21 protein-coding genes, 1 pseudogene and 1 riboswitch are annotated in these 22,339 nt (G+C 52.1%); of the genes and pseudogenes, 12 read left to right on the top strand and 10 right to left on the bottom strand.

What is annotated here, in order from left to right; all coding sequences use genetic code 11:
• Positions 1 to 2 precede the first annotated feature (2 nt).
• From rsmF to yebS, 3 genes are all read right to left on the bottom strand, one after another.
• The gene (rsmF, locus tag ACLHV8_RS12585) at positions 3 to 1,445 is read right to left on the bottom strand and encodes a 16S rRNA (cytosine(1407)-C(5))-methyltransferase RsmF (protein ID WP_049008511.1); all 1,443 of its coding nucleotides are present in this window, start codon (positions 1,443 to 1,445) and stop codon (positions 3 to 5) included.
• A 76-nt stretch (positions 1,446 to 1,521) separates the two neighbouring features.
• Positions 1,522 to 4,155 (bottom strand): PqiB family protein, encoded by a 2,634-nt coding sequence (locus ACLHV8_RS12580; protein WP_049008513.1) that lies wholly within the window; start codon positions 4,153 to 4,155, stop codon positions 1,522 to 1,524.
• On the bottom strand, positions 4,124 to 5,407 hold the full coding sequence (gene yebS, locus ACLHV8_RS12575) for a membrane integrity lipid transport subunit YebS (protein ID WP_014832380.1): 1,284 nt from the start codon (positions 5,405 to 5,407) through the stop codon (positions 4,124 to 4,126). The genes ACLHV8_RS12580 and yebS overlap by 32 nt, the downstream gene beginning before the upstream one ends.
• Before the next feature lie 132 nt (positions 5,408 to 5,539).
• On the opposite strand from yebS, the gene ACLHV8_RS12570 reads away from it, so the two are divergent.
• From ACLHV8_RS12570 to htpX, 4 genes are all read left to right on the top strand, one after another.
• Positions 5,540 to 6,037: a GAF domain-containing protein gene (locus ACLHV8_RS12570; RefSeq protein ID WP_028018655.1), complete on the top strand. Its 498-nt coding sequence runs from the start codon at positions 5,540 to 5,542 to the stop codon at positions 6,035 to 6,037.
• Between the two features lie 96 nt (positions 6,038 to 6,133).
• Entirely contained in the window at positions 6,134 to 6,820 is a 687-nt protein-coding gene (gene proQ / locus ACLHV8_RS12565) for an RNA chaperone ProQ (protein ID WP_028018656.1), read from the top strand.
• A gap of 19 nt (positions 6,821 to 6,839) precedes the next feature.
• A complete protein-coding gene (gene prc, locus ACLHV8_RS12560) occupies positions 6,840 to 8,888 on the top strand; it encodes a carboxy terminal-processing peptidase (protein ID WP_028018657.1) in 2,049 nt (682 codons plus the stop codon).
• Between the two features lie 193 nt (positions 8,889 to 9,081).
• The gene (gene htpX / locus ACLHV8_RS12555) at positions 9,082 to 9,963 is read left to right on the top strand and encodes a protease HtpX (protein WP_028018658.1); all 882 of its coding nucleotides are present in this window, start codon (positions 9,082 to 9,084) and stop codon (positions 9,961 to 9,963) included.
• Between the two features lie 50 nt (positions 9,964 to 10,013).
• On the opposite strand, the gene ACLHV8_RS12550 is transcribed toward htpX, so the two are convergent.
• Positions 10,014 to 11,387 carry an MFS transporter gene (locus ACLHV8_RS12550; RefSeq protein ID WP_208594411.1) on the bottom strand — a complete coding sequence of 458 codons (1,374 nt, stop codon included), beginning with the start codon at positions 11,385 to 11,387 and terminating at the stop codon, positions 10,014 to 10,016.
• A gap of 179 nt (positions 11,388 to 11,566) precedes the next feature.
• On the opposite strand from ACLHV8_RS12550, the gene kdgR reads away from it, so the two are divergent.
• Positions 11,567 to 12,358: a DNA-binding transcriptional regulator KdgR gene (gene kdgR / locus ACLHV8_RS12545; RefSeq protein ID WP_028018660.1), complete on the top strand. Its 792-nt coding sequence runs from the start codon at positions 11,567 to 11,569 to the stop codon at positions 12,356 to 12,358.
• 60 nt (positions 12,359 to 12,418) lie between these two features.
• Here the strand turns inward: kdgR and ACLHV8_RS12540 are convergent, their stop codons facing one another.
• A complete protein-coding gene (locus ACLHV8_RS12540) occupies positions 12,419 to 12,658 on the bottom strand; it encodes a YobH family protein (RefSeq protein WP_049008652.1) in 240 nt (79 codons plus the stop codon).
• A 159-nt stretch (positions 12,659 to 12,817) separates the two neighbouring features.
• On the opposite strand from ACLHV8_RS12540, the gene mgrB reads away from it, so the two are divergent.
• From mgrB to rlmA, 7 genes and pseudogenes are all read left to right on the top strand, one after another.
• Positions 12,818 to 12,961 (top strand): PhoP/PhoQ regulator MgrB, encoded by a 144-nt coding sequence (mgrB, locus tag ACLHV8_RS12535; RefSeq protein WP_014170606.1) that lies wholly within the window; start codon positions 12,818 to 12,820, stop codon positions 12,959 to 12,961.
• 74 nt (positions 12,962 to 13,035) lie between these two features.
• On the top strand, positions 13,036 to 13,326 hold the full coding sequence (locus ACLHV8_RS12530) for a YebO family protein (RefSeq protein WP_028018662.1): 291 nt from the start codon (positions 13,036 to 13,038) through the stop codon (positions 13,324 to 13,326).
• A gap of 23 nt (positions 13,327 to 13,349) precedes the next feature.
• Positions 13,350 to 14,339, top strand: coding sequence for an MBL fold metallo-hydrolase (locus ACLHV8_RS12525; RefSeq protein WP_128347531.1), 990 nt, complete (start codon positions 13,350 to 13,352; stop codon positions 14,337 to 14,339).
• Between the two features lie 525 nt (positions 14,340 to 14,864).
• Positions 14,865 to 15,009, top strand: a pseudogene (locus ACLHV8_RS12520) (DUF2627 domain-containing protein).
• 12 nt (positions 15,010 to 15,021) lie between these two features.
• The gene (gene cspE, locus ACLHV8_RS12515) at positions 15,022 to 15,231 is read left to right on the top strand and encodes a transcription antiterminator/RNA stability regulator CspE (RefSeq protein WP_001062678.1); all 210 of its coding nucleotides are present in this window, start codon (positions 15,022 to 15,024) and stop codon (positions 15,229 to 15,231) included.
• Positions 15,232 to 15,450: 219 nt separating this feature from the next.
• Positions 15,451 to 17,169 carry a peptidoglycan glycosyltransferase FtsI gene (gene ftsI, locus ACLHV8_RS12510; protein WP_128347532.1) on the top strand — a complete coding sequence of 573 codons (1,719 nt, stop codon included), beginning with the start codon at positions 15,451 to 15,453 and terminating at the stop codon, positions 17,167 to 17,169.
• Between the two features lie 65 nt (positions 17,170 to 17,234).
• On the top strand, positions 17,235 to 18,050 hold the full coding sequence (gene rlmA, locus ACLHV8_RS12505) for a 23S rRNA (guanine(745)-N(1))-methyltransferase (RefSeq protein WP_208594412.1): 816 nt from the start codon (positions 17,235 to 17,237) through the stop codon (positions 18,048 to 18,050).
• Here rlmA and mntP read toward each other — a convergent pair.
• The 5 genes from mntP to manX all read right to left on the bottom strand — a co-directional run bounded on the left by mntP (position 18,047) and on the right by manX (position 22,208).
• Complete coding sequence (gene mntP / locus ACLHV8_RS12500; protein ID WP_126303775.1) at positions 18,047 to 18,613, bottom strand: manganese efflux pump MntP; 567 nt, start codon at positions 18,611 to 18,613, stop codon at positions 18,047 to 18,049. The genes rlmA and mntP overlap by 4 nt on opposite strands.
• 10 nt (positions 18,614 to 18,623) lie before the next feature.
• Positions 18,624 to 18,814, bottom strand: a riboswitch (yybP-ykoY riboswitch).
• Positions 18,815 to 19,013: 199 nt separating this feature from the next.
• Complete coding sequence (locus tag ACLHV8_RS12495; protein ID WP_208594413.1) at positions 19,014 to 19,472, bottom strand: DUF986 family protein; 459 nt, start codon at positions 19,470 to 19,472, stop codon at positions 19,014 to 19,016.
• A 62-nt stretch (positions 19,473 to 19,534) separates the two neighbouring features.
• A complete protein-coding gene (locus ACLHV8_RS12490) occupies positions 19,535 to 20,386 on the bottom strand; it encodes a PTS mannose transporter subunit IID (RefSeq protein WP_028018668.1) in 852 nt (283 codons plus the stop codon).
• A gap of 12 nt (positions 20,387 to 20,398) precedes the next feature.
• Positions 20,399 to 21,199, bottom strand: coding sequence for a PTS mannose/fructose/sorbose transporter subunit IIC (locus ACLHV8_RS12485; RefSeq protein WP_028018669.1), 801 nt, complete (start codon positions 21,197 to 21,199; stop codon positions 20,399 to 20,401).
• Positions 21,200 to 21,245: 46 nt separating this feature from the next.
• Positions 21,246 to 22,208, bottom strand: a complete 963-nt coding sequence (gene manX / locus ACLHV8_RS12480) for a PTS mannose transporter subunit IIAB (RefSeq protein ID WP_028018670.1) — start codon at positions 22,206 to 22,208, stop codon at positions 21,246 to 21,248.
• Positions 22,209 to 22,339: the final 131 nt, after the last annotated feature.

The raw sequence follows: 22,339 nt of genomic DNA, 5'->3' as shown, positions 1-22,339 counted from the left end.
TTTCAGGCGGTGCGATCGTTACCGGTAAACAGCCGACCATCTCGCACTAGTTCACGCGGATAGCTGTTCTTCAGTCGTGAGCCCACTTTTTTAGCCAGCCCCAACGGGTATCCCTGATACGTAACCACAACTTCATCATTCGATGGCGTACTGACAGGATAAACATCGCGACCACGGTACCACTCTTCGGCTTCCTGATGTGTCAGGGCAAACGTATTCTCGTGTCCGGCGAGGGCGATAACAGCCTCATGCTGCCAGCGATAGCCTTTATTATGAACTTCCGCCAGACGGATCCCGATACGGGAAAAACGTACTTTGCCAATAAGCGGTTCAATACTGGCCGGGAAAAGCCAAATCTCTTTCTCACGTAACCAGAGATGGTGCGTTTCATCCCAGGAAAGCCCGGCTTTTCTGGCGGCGAGGGTGACCTGCTCGGCCTCTCGGCCTTTCAGCGGTGTGAACGGGAAATTGCCGACCTTAAACGTTGGAGCGGGCAGGGGGGCAACGGCGACAGCTTTACGCAGTCGGGCAACAAAAAAACCTTCACAGTCATAGATCTGCGGGAAAACATGCAGGAATCCTTCAGGCGTGATGGCCTCTTTTGCCGTGGGGAACAGATCGTTGAGCGGCAGAAACTCGACGGCATCGGGATATTGCCCCTTCAGCCACAGACAGACGTCTTCGTTTTCATCCCGGTTCAGTGTGCAGGTGGAGTAAATCAATGTGCCGCCTGGCCGCAGTGCATGAAATGCGCTGTCGATCAGCTCACGCTGGGTAGCAGCGATCTCAAGGTTGCTTTCAACAGACCAGTTCTTTAACGCATCAGGATCTTTACGCACCACACCTTCCCCGGAGCAGGGAGCATCCAGCAGAATAGCATCAAAGGCTTCCGGCAGGGCAGCACCGAACACGCGCCCGTCGAAGTGTGTCAGGGCAACATTATGAATACCGCAGCGGCTGATGTTGGCATGCAACACTTTGACGCGGCTGGCGGAATACTCATTGGCAAGAATTGCCCCCTGGTTACCCATCCGGGCGGCAATCTGCGTGGTTTTCGACCCGGGTGCCGCGGCCACATCCATCACCCGCTCAGGCGCGTTGTCATCGGCGAACAACGCGGCAACTGGCAGCATTGAACTGGCTTCCTGAATATAAAACAGCCCGCTCAGATGCTCGGCGGTACTTCCCAGCGGCACGGCATCTTCGTCATCACGCTCGATCCAGAACCCTTCAGCACACCATGGTACTGGCGTCAGTTGCCAGTTGTACGGGGATACCAGCGCGAGAAAATCCCCGACGCTGATTTTTAGCGTATTGACGCGAATACTTCGGCGCAACGGACGCTGACAGGCGGCGATAAAATCGTCTAACGACAGGTGAGAAGGAAGCGCCTCACGCATTTGCGCGAGGAATTGTTCAGGAAGAAATACGGAGTTTTGAGCCACGGGTACACCACAGGGAAAAGTTCAGGTGCGCAGTGTAGCATAAAGGCTCCGGTGCGTTGACACCGGAGCCCTGAGATTAACGCGGCAGAGCAGTTCCCCATTCACGCCACTCTTTCGGTTCACTTTCGAGCAGCAGGAAGTGTTTACCCGGTTGCGCTTTCGGTGCCAGCGGTGTGCCCGGTGGTGTGGCAAACGCAATCCCACCGCGAATAAACTGGTTGAAGGTACCAGTTTTCACGACACCCCCCGTCAGGCCAAAGTCCAGCGAATAGCCGGAAGCCAGCCAGAATACCGAGTTATTTCGCACCAGATGCTGGTAACGTTCGCTGATCCGTAACGCCACCATCACGCGGTCGGAGAGCGTCCCGAGCGTCAGACCGGTCACTGTGCCCACCTCAATACCGCGGAACAGTACTGGCGTGCCGATGCTGAGCGAACCAGCTTCTGGTACCTCCACCACAATGCTCAGACCATCAAGATAGCGCGAATCAGTGATTGTGGCTTCCTGCAGCTCAAAATCACGACGGGCATTGCCCTGGCCAGGCTCGACGTTGATATACGGCTGCAGGATGGTGTCGAGGTGCTCAACGCCTGCGGCCGAGATTTGCGGCGTCACCACCGAGAAGCGCGAACCGGTGCGGGCGAACGTCTGTACATATTCCGGGTAGAGCACGGCGGTGGCCTGCACCTCGTTACGCGAGGTGATCAGCGTCAGCTTCTGGATCTGCCCGATATCAATACCCAGGTAACGGATTGGCATCCCTTCAGCCAGTTTTCCCGCATCAAAAGCGTGCAGGGTAATCTGCCCGCCAACGGCACGTGCTGCGGTTTCGGACGGGAAGAGAATACGCTTATCCCCTTTGCGCAGATTCGCACCTGCACCGCTGAGGTTATCGAAACTAATTGCCCCACGCAGCGCGCGTGAAAGCGGGGAGGCCTGCACCGTCAGCCCGTTACCGTTGAGCTGAACTTTTGCACCGCCTTCAGCCCAGAAGACGCTGTTTGGCGTCAACAGCTTGCGATACTCCGGCTTGATATGCAGCTCGATATCAAATGCGTCCGCGCGAGGGCGAACGGTGATCACTTCCCCGACCTCAAATTTGCGATACAGCACAACGGAGCCTGCCTGAACGTCCGGCAATGTTTCGGCGCTTAATGTCAGCGTAGTGGTAGGAAGATCGCTCAGGCTGTTTTCAATCGCTTTATCCAGGTTGGCATACAGCGGGTAGCTGTCACGCACAGGGCCTTTATCGCCCGGCAGAATGCGGATCCCGCCGTTGACCCATTCGCTGGCGCTGGCGCCAAGGAACTCCACCCCGTCCAGACCTACTTTCACGTCGACACGACTGTTAACCACAAACTTACTGTCGCCATGGACCAGGTTGCTGTATTGCGGGTCAATGGCGACCGAGAAGCTCACGCCGTTCTCGGTAAGCGTACGCTCAAGAACTTGTCCTACCTGAACACCGTGCAAAATCAACGGCTGGCCGGCTTCAATACCGTAGCTTTCTGGCGCATTCAGCGTGACCGTCACGACACCCGGCTTTTGCAACAAGGCTTTGTCGGCCGGGGCAATCACAAAGCTATTGCTGGGCTGACCTTCACCGGGCACCAGCTCAAACGTATTTCCCGTCAGCAGACTACTGATACTGGCATCGTTGAGTGATAGCTTTGGACTGCGCATTTCAATACGCGTCTTCTCGCGCAGAAGATCGACCACGCTCGGATCAACGGTCATTTCGCCGGTGACCGAGCCGCCCGGGTTGAGCGTCATTTTGGTAAGCTGACCGACCTGCAACCCTTGATACATCAGCGGTGTTGAACCGGCTTTAAGCCCCTTCGCATCGGGCAGGACGAGTTTGATAATCACTCCGCGCTGGCTGTGCGCCAGGTCAGCGTACAATCCGAACGAGTCATCAGCGGTGGCAGGGCTTGAGTTTTCAGGGGAATCAAAGGCAATGGCGCCATTCACCAGCGCAGCCAGACTCTCCAGTTTCACCTTTGCACCGCTCAGGCTGAGATCGGCATCCACGCCGGATACGTTCCAGAAGCGGCTGCCCTTTTTAACCAGATTGGTAAAGCGGCGCTCGATCAGCACATCAATGGTGACACCCTGTTTATTCGGGTTGATGGCGTAATCGTAAACGCGACCCACCGGGATTTTACGGAAATAAACCAGTGAGCCACTGTTCAGAGAGCCGAGATCCGGCGCCTGCAGATGGATCATCAAATCGCCGTTGTTAAGGCGGTACTTGGGCTGTGTATCCAGGGCAACAAAGTGATCCTGCGGTTCACCTTTACCTGGCATCATACCGATATAGTTACCGCCCACCAGCGCATCCAGACCGGAAACACCCGCCAGAGAGGCCTTCGGCGTGACCAGCCAGAATTGCGTTTCGCTGCGCAGGGCATCCTGCATGTCTGATTTAATACTGACCCGCACCTGAATCTTGTTCAGCCCTTTTCCAAGGGAGATGTCCTGAACCGTACCTACTTCAACCCCCTGGAAGCGAACGGGTGTTCGCCCGGCGACGATACCGTCGGCGGTCTGGAAATCAATGGTGACCGTACTCCCGCGATCTTGATAGCTCGTCCAGATAAGCCAGCCCGCAATCATCAGGGCGATGACAGGCAGCAGCCAGAATGGCGAAATGCGGCGTTTTGTTTTAATTCTCGCTTCAGTCGGCGAAGCGGGGGTTTCCTGACTCATGTGCATCCCAAAGTAAGCGGCTATCCAGCCATTCCACAGCAAGAATAGTCAATATCACCGCTGAGCCGAAATAAAAAGCCGCGGGTCCCATTGTAAAAGCAAGTAACTGGTCACGATTAATCAGCGACATCATCAACGAAATCACGAACAGATCCAACATCGACCAGCGACCAATCCAGGTGACGAACCGCAAAAGCAGGATACGGGTACGTAGCCCCTGCTCACATTTAAAGTGAATGCTGATAAGTAACGTAAACATCACCACCACTTTGGTAAACGGCACCAGGATACTGGCAATAAAGACGATGGCAGCCACCCCCACATTGCTGTGCGCAAGGGAAATAATGCCTGAGAGGATGGTATCTTCCTGGCGTGCACCATTCACGTAAATAATGGAAATCGGTAGCATATTGGCCGGGATCAGAAACACCAGGGAGGCAATCAGCGCCGCCCAGCATTTTTGCAGGCTGTTGTTGCGCCGCAGTCTCAAAGGAATATGGCAGCGTGGACAGCGGCCACGCGCGTCGGGCAGCCCGGTATAGTGGCAACCCAGACAGACACGGAGGTTCTCATCCGGGCGTGTGGCTGGGCGCTGAGGATAAAAACGCTCCCAAAGCTGTTCGACGTTCAGGTGGATGAGCGTCAGGATACTGAGCAATACCAGGCAGATAAAAGCAAAGAGTCCGACGCCTGGCTGCAGAAACGCGTAGTCCTGCACTTTAATTGACGCCACGCCAACACCCACAAGATAGATATCCAGCATGACCCACTCTTTGAGTTTATCCAGCATCAGCAACACCGGTCGCAGGTTCATACCCAGAATGTTGCCGAGCCATAAATACGCAATCGCCGCGACCAGGACCAGCGGCGCGCCAACGGTGCAAAAAAGCACCATCGCTGCAGTTACCGGATCACCCTGTCGGGTCATCTGCCAGATACCCTGTAGAACGTTGGCATCAATGCGTACACCAAGCAGATAGAGTTTGAGGAGCGGCTCGCTCCACGCGAAAGGCATCAGAAGCAGCATCGTGACGGCCATGGCGGCGAGGCGGGTCAAAGACCAGTCGCGGCCGTCACGAATTTTGGCATCGCAGCGGGGACAAAAGGCACTTTGGTGCGATTTCATCTTCGGCAACATAAAAAGCGTATCGCACTGGGGGCAACGCTGATAATGTGCACGAGGCAAAGCTTCGCTTACCGTATGGACAGTTATCTTTTTTGTCGGCGTAATTTTGGTTGTTTTTAAGGCCATCAGCTGCGCACAAATAAGTATTGTTGAAAGTTATAATAACTCATGAACTGATTCATCTTGAGCATGAGTGCATTTAATGCTTATTTTAATAGGCTATGCGGTAATTTTGTAAGACAACTAAGTGATTGAATAATGAACAAAACAGAATTCTACGCGGATCTGAACCGCGATTTTAAGGCATTGATGGCGGGCGAGACCAGCTTCTTAGCCACTCTGGCAAATACTAGCGCATTGCTGTTTGAACGTCTCAGTGACGTTAACTGGGCTGGATTTTACCTTCTGGAAGGTGAAACACTGGTGCTGGGGCCATTCCAGGGCAAGCTGGCCTGCGTACGTATCCCGGTAGGGCGCGGTGTGTGTGGTACCGCGGTCGCCGAGAATCAGGTACAGCGTGTGGAAGACGTTCATGCGTTTGACGGACATATTGCCTGCGACGCTGCAAGTAATTCTGAAATCGTTCTGCCACTGGTGGTAAAAAATCAGATTATTGGCGTTCTGGATATCGACAGTACGGTCTTCAGTCGCTTTACAGCCGAGGACGAACAGGGACTGCGCGAGCTGGTGGCAAACCTGGAAAACGTTCTCGCTGCAACCGATTATCAAAAATTCTTTGCGAGCGTCGCAGGATAATCAACGGATAACGTAGCATTTACTGATAGCGTCATTATAATGACGCCTGTTCATGCCTGCGCTTGTTGGCAACGTCCGTTGTAATCAGGAAATTTCATGGAAAATCAACCTAAGTTGAATAGCAGTAAAGAAGTTATCGCATTTCTGGCCGAGCGTTTCCCACAGTGCTTCAGTGCTGAAGGTGAAGCTCGTCCCCTGAAAGTCGGTATTTTTCAGGATCTGGTGGCACGTGTTGAGGGGGAAATGAACCTCAGCAAAACTCAGCTGCGTTCCGCCTTACGTCTTTATACTTCGAGCTGGCGTTACCTGTACGGTATCAAACCGGGCGCGACTCGCGTGGATCTCGATGGCAACCCTTGTGGTGAGCTGGATGAGCAGCACGTTGAGCACGCGCGTAAACAGCTGGAAGAAGCCAAAGCACGCGTTCAGGCACAACGTGCTGAACAGCAAGCGAAAAAACGCGAAGCCGCAGCGGCAAACGGCCAGGAAGAAGCGCCTCGTCGTGAGCGTAAACCACGCCCTGCACCGCGTCGTAATGATAATAACGATCGCAAACCGCGTGCTGACAAACCTGCAGCGAAAGCCCCGCGCGCCCCTCGTGAAGAGCCGCGTCATACCCCGGTTTCAGACATTAACGCCCTGAGCGTTGGTCAGGCGCTGAAGGTAAAAGCGGGTAACAATGCTATGGACGCCACTGTACTGGAAATCACCAAAGATGGCGTTCGTGTACAGCTGACTTCTGGTATGTCAATGATTGTACGCGCAGAACACTTGTTGTTCTGAAACGGAGGCCAAGCCTGGCATGAACACTTTTTTTAAGCTCACCGCGCTGGCGGGCCTGTTTGCCATAACAGGTCACGCTTTCGCAGTGGACGATATCACGCGTGTTGATCAAATTCCGGTTCTTAAGGAAGAGACCCAGCACGCAACGGTGAGCGAGCGCGTAACCTCACGTTTCACCCGTTCGCACTATCGTCAGTTCGATCTCGATCAGGCCTTTTCGGCCAAAATCTTTGACCGCTATCTGAACTTGCTGGATTACAGCCATAACGTTTTGCTCGCCAGCGATGTCGAGCAGTTCGCTAAGCGTAAATCTGAGGTGGGTGACGAGTTGCGTTCAGGCAAGCTGGATCTGTTCTACGATCTCTATAACCTGTCGCAAAAGCGCCGCTTTGAACGTTATCAGTACGCGCTGAAAGTGCTGGAACGTCCGATGGACTTCACCGGCAATGACACCTTTAATCTGGATCGCAGTAAAGCACCCTGGCCGAAAGATGAAGCCGAGTTGAATGCGCTGTGGGACGGAAAAGTTAAATATGACGAACTGAGCCTTAAGCTCACCGGCAAAGATGAAAAAGAGATCCGTGACACGCTGACGCGTCGTTACAAATTTGCTATTCGTCGTCTGGCGCAGACCAACAGTGAGGATGTCTTCTCACTGGCAATGACTGCCTTTGCTCACGAAATCGATCCGCATACCAACTATCTCTCCCCGCGTAACACCGAGCAGTTCAATACTGAAATGAGCCTGTCTCTCGAAGGTATCGGTGCGGTGCTGCAGATGGATGATGATTATACCGTGATCAATTCGATGGTCGCAGGTGGCCCGGCATCCAAAAGCAAAGCGATAAGCGTAGGCGATCGCATTGTGGGTGTGGGACAAACCGGTCAGAACATGGTTGATGTGATCGGCTGGCGTCTTGATGATGTGGTGGCGCTGATTAAAGGCCCGAAAGGCAGCAAGGTTCGTCTGGAAGTTCTGCCAGCAGGAAAAGGCACTAAAACCCGTATTGTTACCCTGACCCGTGAGCGTATCCGTCTGGAAGACCGCGCGGTGAAAATGTCGGTGAAAACCGTGGGTAAAGAGAAGGTGGGTGTCCTGGATATCCCGGGCTTCTACGTAGGGCTGACCGACGATGTGAAAGTGCAGCTGCAGAAGCTTGAGAAGCAGAACGTTAGCAGCATTATCATCGACCTGCGCAGTAACGGCGGCGGTGCGCTGACGGAAGCGGTTTCGCTCTCTGGCCTGTTTATTCCATCTGGTCCTGTGGTTCAGGTGCGCGATAACAACGGTAAAGTCCGTGAAGATGCCGACAACGATGGTGTGGTTTACTACAAAGGCCCGCTGGTGGTCTTAGTGGACCGCTTCAGTGCTTCAGCGTCTGAGATCTTTGCTGCCGCAATGCAGGACTATGGCCGTGCGTTGATCGTGGGTGAACCGACGTTCGGTAAAGGCACCGTTCAACAGTATCGCTCTCTGAATCGTATTTACGATCAGATGCTGCGCCCTGAATGGCCTGCGCTGGGTTCGGTTCAGTACACTATTCAGAAGTTCTACCGCGTGAACGGTGGCAGTACGCAGCGTAAAGGGGTGACGCCGGATATCATGATGCCGACAGGCACGGAAGAGACGGAAACGGGCGAGAAGTTTGAAGATAACGCGTTACCGTGGGACAGCATCAACGCGGCGACCTACGTGAAAGCGGGTGATATGACGCAGTTTGGTCCTGAACTGCTGAAAGCGCATAATGACCGTATTGCGAAAGATGCGGAATTCCAGTACATCATGAAGGACATTGCACGTTTCAATGCTCTGAAAGATAAACGGAATATTGTTTCTCTGAACTACGCTCAGCGTGAAAAAGAGAACAACGAAGACGATGCAACGCGTCTGGCGCGTATCAACGATCGCTTCAAACGGGAAGGCAAGCCTCTGCTCAAGAAACTGGACGATCTGCCAAAAGATTACAAGGAGCCAGATCCTTATCTGGATGAGACGGTGCATATTGCACTCGACCTTGCGAATCTTGAAAAAGAGAAACCTGCCGTCCAACCTGCTCCGGCAAAATAATCTCCCAACAGGCACAAGAAATTGTGCCTGTTTCTTTTTGTTCTGCATCCTTCCGTCAGGCTGGTTTCCAATTGTGTAAAGTTGTGTCTTTCTGGTGACTTAAGCCCGCCTGATGCTTGAAAATAGCCACAATACCCATACGATGTGGGTAATCGCATAGTGCGTTTTGTTAAACTGAGGTTAAAAGAAAATTATGATGCGAATCGCGCTCTTCCTGCTCACCAACCTTGCGGTCATGGTGGTTTTCGGGCTCGTGCTAAGCCTGACAGGAATTCAGTCGAGCAGCGTTCAGGGTCTGTTGATTATGGCGCTGCTGTTTGGTTTTGGTGGCTCTTTCATTTCACTGTTGATGTCGAAGTGGATGGCACTGAAATCGGTAGGTGGTGAGGTTATTGAACAGCCGCGTAACGATATGGAACAGTGGCTGATGAATACGGTTGCTCAGCAATCCCGTCAGGCTGGGATTGCCATGCCGCAGGTCGCTATTTATCACGCGCCGGATATTAATGCGTTCGCTACGGGTGCTCGTCGTGATGCATCCCTGGTTGCCGTCAGCACCGGGTTATTACAGAACATGAGCCGTGATGAAGCCGAAGCGGTTATCGCTCACGAAATCAGCCATATCGCAAATGGTGACATGGTGACCATGACCCTGATTCAGGGCGTGGTGAACACTTTCGTTATCTTTATCTCCCGTATTCTGGCGCAGATTGCTGCAGGCTTTATGGGTGGCAACCGCGACGAAGGTGAAGAGAGCAACGGTAATCCGCTGATCTACTTCGCAGTTTCCATGGTACTGGAGCTGGTGTTCGGTATTCTGGCAAGCATTATCACCATGTGGTTCTCCCGTCACCGCGAATTCCACGCGGATGCCGGTTCCGCAAAACTGGTTGGGCGTGAGAAAATGATTGCTGCGCTGCAGCGTCTGAAAACCAGTTACGAGCCGCAGGAAGCGAACAGCATGATGGCCTTCTGTATTAACGGTAAATCGAAGTCACTGAGTGAAATGTTTATGTCTCACCCGCCGCTGGATAAACGTATCGAAGCGCTGCGTAGTGGGGAATACATGAAGTAACGCGAAGAACCGCAATAAGCCGGGCAGGAGAAGACTCCGCCCGGCTTTTTTTATGCCTGGGCTCTGGGCTGGGTAATGCGCAGACCGCTGACGATAGCCGCGAGGGTAGCAAGGGCTCCAGCGCTAAGGAGCGCAATGTGATTACCGTTTTGCCCGGCAAGGTTAAACATCAGAGCGACCAGAGCTGCACCGCTGCTTTGCCCTAACAGACGCGCGGTGCCTAACATACCGCTGACCCCTCCACTGCGATGACGCGGCGCTGAGGTAATAATGGTGTGATTGTTAGGCGACTGGAACAGGCCAAACCCGGCTCCGCACAGGATCATGCGCCAGATGATGTCGAGATCGGAAGGCGATGACGGCAGCAGCGCCAAAGCGAAAAGGCCTGTTGCCATCACAGCCAGCCCCAGAGCACCTAATAAACCGGCATGGACGCGTTCAATCAAGTAACCCGCCAGCGGTGCCATTACCATCGTAGCCAGCGGCCATGGGGTTAACAACAGCCCGGTCTCCACTTCAGAGCGTCCCACTACGCTTTGCAGGAAGAAAGGCAGAGAGACCAGGGCCAGCATCTGGGCGCAGAATGAGCAGACAGATGTGCAAATGGAGAGCGAAAAGAGGGGAATGCGCAGCAGGTCAACTGGCAGTAACGGCACAGGAAGCGTGAGCTGACGGCGAACAAAGAAGAAACCTGTCGCCAGCAAGACGATGAGTTCCGCGCCGGTAAGCATCAGGGATTGTCCCTGTGCAAAACCGCTCAGGGCAGTAATCAGCAGACCAAAGGTGAGGGCATTCATTATCGCGCTCACGACGTCGAAGCGCGGCATTGTACTTCTGGGGCCGTTAGCGGGAAGAAAGCGTAGGGCAAAGAAGATAGCCACGATGCCCAGCGGCACGTTTATGGCGAACAGCCATTGCCAGGACGCGACGGAAAGAATGGCTGCTGCAATGGTTGGCCCGGCGGCAGAAGAGACCGCAACAATAAACGAGTTTATCCCCATGCCGCGTCCCAGATGACGCTGCGGATAAATTAAGCGGATCAACGCTGTGTTAACACTCATGAGCGCTGCACCGCCAAAACCTTGTGCAATACGTGCAAGCGTCAGGGTATGCAGCGAATCAGAAAGGGCACATAACAATGAGGTGAAGGTGAAAACCACCAGACCGCATTGATAAACCCGACGGTAGCCAAACATATCGCCCAGAAAAGAGAACGAGAGCAGGGAAATAACAATTGCAATCTGATAGGCGTTAACTATCCATATCGAACTGGCAGGGGAGGCATGCAGGTCGCTGGCGATGGTTGGCAGGGCCACATTCGCAATTGCGCCGTCAAGGACGGCCATTGAGATACCGATAATGATGGTCGCTATAGCGCCATACCGCTGGGGTAAAGGCAGGCCATCGGAAAGGGTCTTTTCCATTAGGATTAAAAAAGCTCAGCGTGAAATTATTCTCAGGGTAACTATTTTAGCATTGTTACAGCCGCGATATGTCGCAGATTTGTAACGAAGTAAACGCGGATTGATTGCAGGTGACATGACGGGAACTTATAATAAAAACCGATTCTGATTTTTATAAAACACTCTCTATGAGGTGGTAAATGGCAATTGCGGATTTGGATAAACAGCCAGATTCTGTTTCTTCCGTGCTGAAGGTGTTTGGCATCTTACAGGCGCTTGGGGAAGAGCGTGAAATTGGTATTACAGAGTTGTCGCAGCGTGTGATGATGTCGAAAAGCACCGTTTATCGTTTTTTGCAAACCATGAAGTCACTGGGCTACGTTGCGCAGGAAGGCGAGTCTGAAAAATACTCTCTGACGCTGAAACTCTTCGAACTGGGTGCCCGTGCGCTGCAAAATGTTGACCTGATCCGCAGCGCGGATATTCAGATGCGTGAAATCTCCCGTCTGACCAAAGAGACCATTCACCTGGGGGCACTGGATGAAGACAGTATTGTTTACATCCATAAAATCGACTCCATGTACAACCTGCGTATGTATTCACGCATTGGCCGCCGTAACCCACTCTATAGTACTGCCATTGGTAAGGTTCTGCTGGCGTGGCGCGATCGTGAAGAAGTGAAACAGATCCTTGATGGCGTGGAGTACAAACGCAGTACGGCACGAACCATTACCAGCACGGATGCGCTGTTAACCGTGCTCGACAAGGTGCGTGAGCAAGGCTATGGCGAAGATAACGAAGAGCAGGAAGAGGGGCTGCGCTGTATTGGTGTTCCGGTATTTGACCGCTTTGGCGTCGTGATTGCGGGGCTCAGTATTTCTTTCCCGACGTTGCGCTTCTCTGAGGAGCGACTGCATGAATATGTGGCTATTCTGCACACCGCAGCACGTAAGATTTCCGAGCAGATGGGGTATCACGACTATCCTTTTTAATCCTCGTTAGCATAAAAAACGCCGCGAATGTTGCGGCGCTTTTGCTGTTAACCTGGCTGATTAGCCATTATCGATCACGACGGATGTTTTACGCAGTACCGGGCAATTAGTCAGGCCAATGATTCCGCTGTCAGTATGCAGATACTGCGCGGTGCTTACTCCTTGTGCTGTTAAATATTTACACTGAATGCCTAATCCTGCCGCGTTTTCAGTGCTTCCCACCAGCACACCATAACCGGTTAACAGAAGGCCAATCCAGACGATGGCCAGTACAACAATTGTTCGAATGATTAAGCGCATCAATGCCTCTTTATCGTTGTTATCATTAAGCAAGCGTAAACGGTTTACGTAATGAAACAAGTGCATGATTCTGAAAAAGGCTTGATGTCGGTACAGTTAGCCCTTGTTTAAGATAACCGTGATAACCTGGTTACATCAGGTCTTTTGACGGAGTGTGGAGTGAAAAAAATACGCTGGGTAATTCTGATTATCGTGCTGGTAGCGTGTGTGGTGCTATGGACGCAGACCATCAATGTGATGTGCGATCAGGATGTACAGTTCTTTAGCGGCGTTTGCGCAATAAATAAGTTTATTCCGTGGTAACACGCATTTTTTCTCAAGGTGATTTCCTTCCTTCGCGCCAGTGGTAAAATAGACGTTTTTATTGAGGTGGTGAAATGGGTGAGTTACTGAATTCAGGGCTGCTGAATGTGGCATCCTTGATGATTTCTTTGGTCGTTCTGCTTGTGGGACTGGTCATTTGGTTTTTCGTTAACCGGGCCAGTTCACGTACTAACGAGCAGATCGAACTGCTGGAAGCGCTGCTCGATCAGCAAAAACGTCAAAACGCGTTGTTACGCCGTCTGTGTGAGGCTAACGAACCGGAAGAGAAAGACGCGCCGAAAGACGCTGTCGCTGAAGACGACAAAGACGAAGACGACTTTATCCGCCTGGTGGCTGAGCGTTAATCTTTTTGTCCTGGGAGGTGGCTGTGGTCTGGAAAAATCCCTGGTATGACCCCTCCCTGAAACATCACACGCCGAATGGTTTCCGTAATACCCGTCCTGTCGGGCATCAGCCCGGTGACCTTGAGCGCTGGCGAAAAGCGCGTAAAGAGGCCGGTTTGCCCAGACCGCCCGCACTCGGTTATGAGGATTTTATACGTCAGTGGTGGCAACCGGTTGATCTTATGCAACCTCATGAGGATGGGGTATGGTGGCTGGGACACGCGAGTGTGCTGCTGCAGATAGACGGCAATATTCTCCTCACTGACCCGGTTTTCTCACAGCGTGCCTCTCCGCTCTCATTTCTGGGACCACAACGTAAAACCCCTCCGGTACTTTCTGTCGATCAACTTCATCAGCTTGATGCCGTCGTTATCTCCCATAATCATTACGATCATCTTGATGACGCAACTATCCGTCGGATCCTTAAACGCTTCCCTGACGTGAGTCTGTTTGTACCTTTAGGTCTGGCCGACTGGTTTCGCCGCCGGGGGGCAAGATGTGTGGTTGAGCTCGACTGGTGGCAGAGTTTCACCTGGCAAGGGATAACCTTGAGTGCTGTTCCGGCACAGCACTGGAGTATGCGAACACCCTGGAATCGAAATCGCACCTTGTGGTGCGGCTGGGTCTTTGAGGGGCGGCATCACCGTTTCTGGTTCAGCGGTGATACAGGTTATTCGCCTGAGTTGCTATTGATACCGGAGCGTTTGGGGAGAATTGACGCTGCTGCATTACCTATCGGAGCTTATGCCCCACGATGGTTCATGGCTGTACATCATATGGACCCTCAATCTGCCGTTGCGTTATGGCAACAGTTGGGCTGCCCTCTGGCGTTTCCTATTCACTGGGGCGTGTTTGAACTGGCAGATGATGCGCTGGATGACCCAGTGAGGGAGTTAACGGTTGCACTAGATAATTTAGCACCAGTTGATAGTTCTTTAAGGATACTGAAAATTGGTGAATATTTATCCTTATAAACGAAGCGATAAATTGTTGCATATATTCTGTATGTGAACGCGATAATGAATATTTTATTTTTATCGAAACGTTTTGCTTGCCTTGTTTTGATGCAGAGTCATAAAAATTTCATTATTTTGGTGCATAACACGGCTTATTAGCTGATGAATTTTAATACAGTCAACTGCAGGTTATTAACATTGTATTTTCTGCGAAACAATGCCGTGTCGTTACAATGATTTAAGCATAAGTTTTCACAAATTGTTCTAACTCAATCAATTTTGAAGATTTCTTTTCCCGACTGCTGGACGCACTGGAATGATTGAGCTATGTTAAAAAAGTCTTAGATTACAGCGACTGCGAAAGCAACGTTGAGTCTCTGTAACGAAGTAGAATTGCCTGTATGTTATGCGCATAATTGTGCAAAACCTGACAGGCAGTGTTCGAATTTGTGCGGCGGATCGAGACATGTTTAAAAATGGCTTGCCATATTAAACATTGTGTGTGATAACACGTTTTGGGTCAAACGAGGTACAGTTCTGTTTATGTGTGGCATTTTCAGTAAAGAAGTCCTGAGTAAACACGTTGTCGTTGAATACCGCTTCTCTGCCGAACCTTATATTAGTGCCTCATGCAGTAATGTCTCAGTTTTATCTCAGTTAATGCCTGCGGGCTAAGAAAACACTCTAAGGAATTTTGCAAATGGCAAAGATTAAAGGTCAAGTTAAGTGGTTCAACGAGTCTAAAGGTTTTGGTTTCATTACTCCTGCTGACGGCAGCAAAGACGTGTTCGTACACTTCTCTGCAATCCAGGGTAACGGCTTCAAAACTCTGGCTGAAGGCCAGAACGTTGAGTTCGAAATTCAGGACGGCCAGAAAGGCCCAGCTGCAGTTAACGTAACTGCTATCTGATCGAACCACTGCTGACTGAAGCGCTTAGCACTTCACTCTCAGACATAAAGCCTCGCATAACGCGGGGCTTTTTTATGCCCTTTATCTTTCAAAATATTACCATCCCCGTACTTGTTAGTAACTTGTTGCAAAGCTGCGAGGTTAGTAGCACTGTTTCGGCTCCTTCTGCTCGGCTTTTCCCGTTAAATCAGGGCGTTGTTAAATTGTCCTGGGGTTCAGGTGAAGAAGAAGATACTTACGACAGCCGGAAATTTCACTCCGGCGCGTTTTGCGCTGCTCTGTTTTGCCATTTTTTGTAGTCTGGCTTTTTTACTGGGTCGTGTTGCGTGGCTGCAAATCATCAAGCCAGACAATCTGGTGAAGCAAGAGGATATGCGGTCACTCCGGGAACTGCCGATTGATGCTCCACGCGGCATGATCAAGGATCGTGAAGGAAGACCACTGGCGGTCAGTGTGCCAGTCAGGGCCGTATGGGCCGATCCAAAAACGGTACTGGCGAAAGGGGGAGTCGGCTTTGATCAGCGCTGGCAAGCGCTGGCGAATGCGCTACATCTCTCTTTGGCTACGCTCTCGACACGCATCAACGCGAATCCACAGGGACGTTTCATTTACCTTGCCCGCCAGGTTGACCCGGCACAGGCAAAGTGGATCGATAAACTGAATTTGCCGGGTATCAATTTACGTGATGAGTCTCGTCGTTTTTATCCCGCCGGGCATGTGGCGGCAAATCTGATTGGTTTCACCAATATTGACGGGCAGGGTATTGAAGGTGTGGAAAAAAGCTTCAACGCTCAGTTAACGGGGAAGGCCGGGGTCCGGCAGGTAAGAGAGGATCGCTACGGGCGTGTGGTAGAAAACCTGACAGAAGTTGCTCCTGCACCGGCGCATAACATCCAGTTGAGCATCGACGAGCGGTTGCAAACCATTACCGAAGATGCGCTTGATAATGCCGTGGCCTGGAATAAGGCCGAATCCGGGGCATCGGTGTTAATTAATATCCCAACCGGGGAAATACTCGCCATGGCGAGCTATCCGGATTTCAACCCCAATAATCGCGAAGGCGCAACAATAAACGATTTTCGTAACCGTGCGATCAGCGATACTTTTGAACCTGGTTCTACCGTCAAACCGCTGGTGCTGATGACTGCATTGCAGCAGGGGCTGGTCCAGCCGGACAGCGTGATTGACACCCATCCGTATACTCTCGACGGGCATCGTATCCGCGATGTGGGTTACTACCCTGAACTGACCATGACCGGGATCCTGCAAAAATCGAGCGATACAGGCGTATCCCGCCTCTCGCTGGCGATGCCGATCCAGCATCTTATTGATACTTACCGGAACTTTGGTTTTGGTACAAATACGGGGCTTGGCTTAACGGGGGAGAGTGCGGGACTACTGCCACAGCGTAAATTCTGGAGCCAGCTCGACAGGGCGACGTTTGCCTTTGGCTACGGGCTGATGGTGACACCGCTCCAGCTGGCACATGTTTACGCCACCATTGGCGGCTACGGGCTTGAGCGTCCTCTCTCAATCACGCGTATCGATCCACCCGTAATTGGACAACGCGTCATGCCAGAGGAAATCGCTCATGAAGTGGAGCATATGATGGAGAGTGTGGCACTGCCTGGTGGGGGAGGCGTTAAGGCAGCCGTGCGTGACTACCGCGTGGCGGTGAAAACCGGTACGGCGAAGAAAATTGATGATAGCGGGAAGTATGTCGATAAATACGTCGCCTACACTGCAGGTGTTGCACCCGCCAGCGACCCACGTTTTGCGCTCGTAGTCGTGATTAACGATCCTCAAAACGGGGCATACTACGGCGGTGCCGTCTCCGCGCCCGTTTTCAGCGAGATTATGGGAAACGTGCTGCGTCTGGAGAATGTGAAACCCGATGGTTTACCGGCGGGTTCAGATCACCTTATCGTTATGCGTTAACCGGGCGTTTATAACCAGGGCGAATAGCGGTACACTTCGCCCTTTGAATATGCTCCGGAGTCACCATGTCCTTCAGCTGCCCCCTTTGCCACGCCCCCCTGACACACTCAGATAAAAGTTATACCTGTCCGCAGGGGCATCAGTTTGATATGGCAAAAGAAGGCTACGTGAATCTTCTGCCGGTGCAGCATAAGCGCTCCCGCGATCCCGGCGACAGTGCAGAGATGAAGCAGGCGCGTCGCGCGTTTCTGAATGCCGGGCACTATCTGCCGCTGCGGGAGACCGTCGCGCAGAGGCTGAATGACATTCTGCCTGATTCTGCCACCGCCATACTCGATATCGGCTGCGGGGAAGGGTACTACACCGCACGGTTTGCCGAGATTGCCCGTGAGAAGGGCGCGCTGACATTCGGTCTGGACGTGTCGAAAGTGGCGATTCGCGCAGCAGCAAAACGTTACACCGACGTGACGTTCTGCGTGGCATCCAGCCACCGTCTGCCGTTTGACGATGCCAGCATGGACGCTGTTATCCGCATTTACGCGCCCTGCAAGGCGGAAGAGCTGGCTCGCGTGGTGAAGCCGGGCGGATGGGTGATTACCGTTACCCCCGGCCCACGTCATCTGATGGAGTTAAAAGGGCTGATCTACGACGAAGTGCGTCTGCATGCGCCGCATTCTGAACAGCTGGCCGGTTTTAGCCTGAAGCAGGAGCAAAGCGTGGCGTATGAAATGACGCTTAAAGGAGAAGAGGCCGTTGCGTTGTTGCAGATGACTCCGTTCGCGTGGCGGGCAAAACCGGAAGTATGGGAAACGTTAGCGGCACGATCAGCATTTTGCTGCCAGACGGATTTCAGTATCCACGTCTGGCAGCGCGAAGATTAACCGGCGAAGTGTGCCCAGAGTATCTGGGCTCCGATGCCAATTAACACAATCCCACCCAGGATCTCGGCGCGTTTACCCAGCAGCGGGCCGATAAATCGACCAACCATCATTCCCAGTGTGGACATAATTAGCGTTGCGCAGCCAATAGCAAGCGCAGTGGCGATAATATTGACCTGCAAAAATGCCAGTCCGACACCGACAGCCATCGCATCAAGGCTGGTAGCAATGGCTGTGGTAACCAGTAACCAAAAACCGTGGCGGTGTTGAGGCTCCTCATCTTCATCGTCACTGCCGCGAAAACCTTCGATGACCATTCGGCCACCAAGAAACACCAGCAGCACGAACGCAATCCAGTGGTTCCATTCCAGCACAAACTGGCTGGCGAGCATGCCAAGACCCCAGCCGATAAGCGGTGTCAGCGTTTCAATTGCGCCAAAGATAAGACCGGTGCGTAATGCTTCAGAGAATTTTGGTTTGTGGAGCGTGGCACCTTTACCAATGGAGGCGGCAAACGCGTCCATGGACATGCCAAAAGCAAGAAGGATGGTAGCGGAGATATTCATAACAGCGTCCAGACCGGGAGATATCCATATGACACATCACTGCCCCCAGTAAACAGCAGTTGATGTATCTATGGTCTCGCCTGATCGCAACGCACATAAGATGTGCAGAAAGCGATCCGTACGCGCCACGTTTTTCAACGAGTATGTTGACACGTACATTTCCTGAGAACAGGAAATCGGCTACTCCCCAACGACGGGCGCAACCTTAACATATTTTGAGAATATAAAACAACAATGGATAGGCATTATTTCAAATGCTTATTGATAACGATTTTCATTTTTATTTAAGGGTGAGTGTGTCGTTAAGAAATATAGGTAGAAAGAAAAATGAGTAATATAGCTTCGGCTATGTTTATTGCGTAAAACGCACACAAAATATAGCCGATGCTATATATCTAACTCATTGAGTTTTAACGAGTAGTTTGTATATTTTTTCCAAATCGTCAATATTTTTAACACGAATAAGCAGGCGGCGTTGCTCTAATTGCATGACCAGTACACCATCTTCCGATAAATTCATCTCTTTAATACGGTTATATTCTATCCAGACATTGGCAAAGAAAAATCCATGGGATTTAAAAATGATTTTTGGCGTGCGGATCCAGAACAGATAAATCGCCATTAATGCCAGCGCACATAATAACCATGTGGTTAATATTGCACCATGGCTGGTGACGTTGTTGTAAATAAGGATGACGATGAGACCCGCGAAGATAAACGCATCTACGCGTCCGCGTCGCAGAAGAGGGAGGGAGAGCAGCGTCTCGCCGTGGCGGCGAGGCATGATGAACTCGTCATAGATCGCGTAAGCCAGAAGGGCAGCAATAAATAAAACCAATACGATGTCCGTGACAGTCATTCATCCTCCAGATGACAGATAAAAAAACCGGGGGCAAGCCCCCGGCGTCAAACGTTATTGCCTTACAGGCCCAGCAGGCCGACAGCGTAACCCGCGATACCGATGATAAAGAAGCCAACGATGATCCACAGTGGGTTAACTTTCTTACGCAGCAGCCACATGCAGGCGAAGGTTAACAGCAGCGGCACCAGGCCAGGCATAAGCTGGTCCAGAATCGTCTGCACGGTGGTGACGCGCGTCTGACCATCCTGCCCGGTGATGGTCGATACCACCAGCGGGATGTTCACGTGCGTCCACTTGTTAACCAATGCCCCCATCACAAACAGGCCGAGGATCGACGCCCCCTCAGTCAGTTTTTGCAGGAAGCCGCCGCCCATGTCCTTAACGATGTCCACCCCTTTACGGTAACCGTATGCCACACCGTAGTAACGGGTCAGCAGACGCACGGCGTTGAACAGGATAAAGAACAGCAGCGGGCCAAGCAGGCTGCCGCTCATCGCGATACCGGCCCCTAGTGCCGCGAAGACCGGACGAACGGTACCCCAGAAGATAGGGTCACCGACACCTGCTAACGGACCCATCAGACCGACTTTAATACCGTTGATGGCACCATCGTCAATCTCTGCGCCGTTCGCACGCTGCTCTTCCATCGCCAGCGTTACACCCAGAACGGGAGCCGCCACATATGGATGGGTATTAAAGAATTCCAGGTGACGCTTAATTGCCTGACGGCGCGCTTCGTTGTTTTCCGGATAAAGGCGTTTGATTGCCGGCACCATGGAGAAACAGAAGCCCAGCGCCTGCATACGTTCGAAGTTCCATGAACCCTGAAACAGGTTAGAACGGATGAACACGCCACGAATATCACCCGGAGTGAGTTTTTTCTCGGTGGTAGTTTTTGTCATATCAACCATTTCGCTCACCTGCTAGTCCAGTTCGTTATCGAGATCGTTGTTACCAGCAGCCTGCACTGGGGCACCCGCAACGCGGTTGTATTTCGGGCTCAGCTGGATGTAGAGAATCGCCATCACTGCACCAATTACACCCAGCGCAACCAGGTTGAAGTTGGTGAAGGCAGCGGTCACGAAGCCGAGGTAGAAGAACGGCATCAGGTAGCCTGCGCGCATCATGTTGATGACCATTGCGTAACCGACTACCACGATCATACCGCCCGCGATGTTCAGGCCGCCGGTGACCACTTCTGGAATGGCGTTCAGCATGCTCTGCACTTCACTGGTACCGACAGAAATCGCGACGATGACCGCCGGAATAGCGATACGCATCGCCTGCAGGAACAGCGATGAAACGTGGATCCAGGACAGCGCCGTGAGGTTGCCATTTTCGGCTGCCTTATCCGCTGCGTGCTGGAAAGCAACCGTGATGGTACGAACGATGATAGTCAGTACCTGGCCTGCTGCTGCCAGCGGGATCGCCAGGGCGATACCTGCACCAATACTCTGGTGACCGGCAATAACCAGAACGGTAGAAATGATGGAAGCCAACGCGGCATCAGGCGCAACCGCCGCACCGATGTTCATCCAGCCCAGGGCGATCATTTCAAGGGTACCACCGATGATGATACCGGTTTTCATGTCACCCAGAACGGCACCAATCAGCGTACAGGCCACCAGAGGACGGTGGAACTGAAATTCATCAAGTACGGATTCCATACCCGCAATACATGCGACGACGAACACCAGCACAATCTGAAGAGTGGTAATCTCCATTGCACTTCTCCTATTACATAAGCGTTATGTGAAAACCGGCGCGGGCTTATTTCCCAACTTTACCGATCAAATCCATCATTTTCAGTTTCTGATCCGTGGAAACCTTACGGGCTTCCAGCTCAATACCGCGGGCATTCAGCTTGTTAAATGCCTCGATATCTTTCGCATCAACCGAAATGGCGTTGTTGACCTGCGTTTTGCCCTGACGGAATGCCATACCCCCGATGTTCACGGAGGTGATTTTCACGCCGCCTTCAACAATGCGCTCAACGTCTGTCGGGTTAGTGAACAGTAGCATCACGCGTTCACCCGCATATTTCGGGTTGTTATAAACGCGGATCATCTTGGCGACATCCACCACGTGCGCGGTAACGCCAGGAGGAGCAACCTGAGTCAGAAGGGTTTTACGTACAGTATCGGCGGCAACCTCATCACTGACGACGATAATGCGTCGAACGTTGGTCTCTTTGGTCCAGCGCGTAGCGACCTGACCGTGGATTAAGCGGTCATCAATACGTGCAAGGCCAATAACCATGTAATCATTCGGGCCCATCGGTTTTGCCGGTGCAGCAGCTTTTGGCGCTGCGACAGCCGGTGCGGGTTTCTCGACTGGTTGTGCTTTCAGCGCTTTCACGCCTTCGCGGCCGGTTTCCACAGCGAGTGCAACCAACTCATCGAAAGAGGGATTGTCGTCGCGCGCCATGAAGGTTTCCACCAGCATCGGGATATTCACCCCGGCGACAACTTCGTAGTGCTCTTTATCGACGACAATGCGGCTGGCAGCATTGAACGGACTGCCTCCCCATGTATCAACGAGAAACAGCACGCCTTTGCTGGTATCCAGCTTCGCGAGTTGGGCGTTGTACTTCTCAATCAGCGTCTCGGCATTTTCACCGGGAACGAAATCGATCCAGCCGACGTTTTCCTGCTCGCCCAACAGCATCTCTGCTGTTTTGAGTAGCTGCTCAGCAGCCCAACCATGTGTGCCTATGACAATAGCAATGGTCACTTGCTACCTCCTTTTATTATCATTAATACGCCTGCCAGGCAGTCGTACTGAGAATCGTATTGGCGAACCGAATCGATTCAGATAAGGGTTAGAGTTCAAAAAACTAAGACTTCCGCGAATTATTTTAGATA

The organism is Enterobacter sp. CPE_E863, assembly GCF_046521465.1.
In the GTDB taxonomy this organism is placed as follows: Bacteria; Pseudomonadota; Gammaproteobacteria; order Enterobacterales; family Enterobacteriaceae; genus Enterobacter; species Enterobacter adelaidei.
This window is presented reverse-complemented; position numbering and strand designations above follow the sequence as displayed.

What these genes read in the sequence shown, in the direction of transcription:
- htpX (WP_028018658.1), top strand. Translation starts at nt 9,082, where the DNA reads ATGATGCGAATCGCGCTCTTCCTGCTCACCAACCTTGCGGTCATGGTG.
- ACLHV8_RS12485 (WP_028018669.1), bottom strand. Translation starts at nt 21,199, where the DNA reads ATGGAGATTACCACTCTTCAGATTGTGCTGGTGTTCGTCGTCGCATGT.
- ACLHV8_RS12580 (WP_049008513.1), bottom strand. Translation starts at nt 4,155, where the DNA reads ATGAGTCAGGAAACCCCCGCTTCGCCGACTGAAGCGAGAATTAAAACA.
- rlmA (WP_208594412.1), top strand. Translation starts at nt 17,235, where the DNA reads ATGTCCTTCAGCTGCCCCCTTTGCCACGCCCCCCTGACACACTCAGAT.
- kdgR (WP_028018660.1), top strand. Translation starts at nt 11,567, where the DNA reads ATGGCAATTGCGGATTTGGATAAACAGCCAGATTCTGTTTCTTCCGTG.
- ACLHV8_RS12490 (WP_028018668.1), bottom strand. Translation starts at nt 20,386, where the DNA reads ATGGTTGATATGACAAAAACTACCACCGAGAAAAAACTCACTCCGGGT.
- mntP (WP_126303775.1), bottom strand. Translation starts at nt 18,613, where the DNA reads ATGAATATCTCCGCTACCATCCTTCTTGCTTTTGGCATGTCCATGGAC.
- ACLHV8_RS12495 (WP_208594413.1), bottom strand. Translation starts at nt 19,472, where the DNA reads ATGACTGTCACGGACATCGTATTGGTTTTATTTATTGCTGCCCTTCTG.
- ACLHV8_RS12540 (WP_049008652.1), bottom strand. Translation starts at nt 12,658, where the DNA reads ATGCGCTTAATCATTCGAACAATTGTTGTACTGGCCATCGTCTGGATT.
- yebS (WP_014832380.1), bottom strand. Translation starts at nt 5,407, where the DNA reads ATGGCCTTAAAAACAACCAAAATTACGCCGACAAAAAAGATAACTGTC.
- proQ (WP_028018656.1), top strand. Translation starts at nt 6,134, where the DNA reads ATGGAAAATCAACCTAAGTTGAATAGCAGTAAAGAAGTTATCGCATTT.
- prc (WP_028018657.1), top strand. Translation starts at nt 6,840, where the DNA reads ATGAACACTTTTTTTAAGCTCACCGCGCTGGCGGGCCTGTTTGCCATA.
- ACLHV8_RS12530 (WP_028018662.1), top strand. Translation starts at nt 13,036, where the DNA reads ATGGGTGAGTTACTGAATTCAGGGCTGCTGAATGTGGCATCCTTGATG.
- cspE (WP_001062678.1), top strand. Translation starts at nt 15,022, where the DNA reads ATGGCAAAGATTAAAGGTCAAGTTAAGTGGTTCAACGAGTCTAAAGGT.
- ACLHV8_RS12550 (WP_208594411.1), bottom strand. Translation starts at nt 11,387, where the DNA reads ATGGAAAAGACCCTTTCCGATGGCCTGCCTTTACCCCAGCGGTATGGC.
- ACLHV8_RS12570 (WP_028018655.1), top strand. Translation starts at nt 5,540, where the DNA reads ATGAACAAAACAGAATTCTACGCGGATCTGAACCGCGATTTTAAGGCA.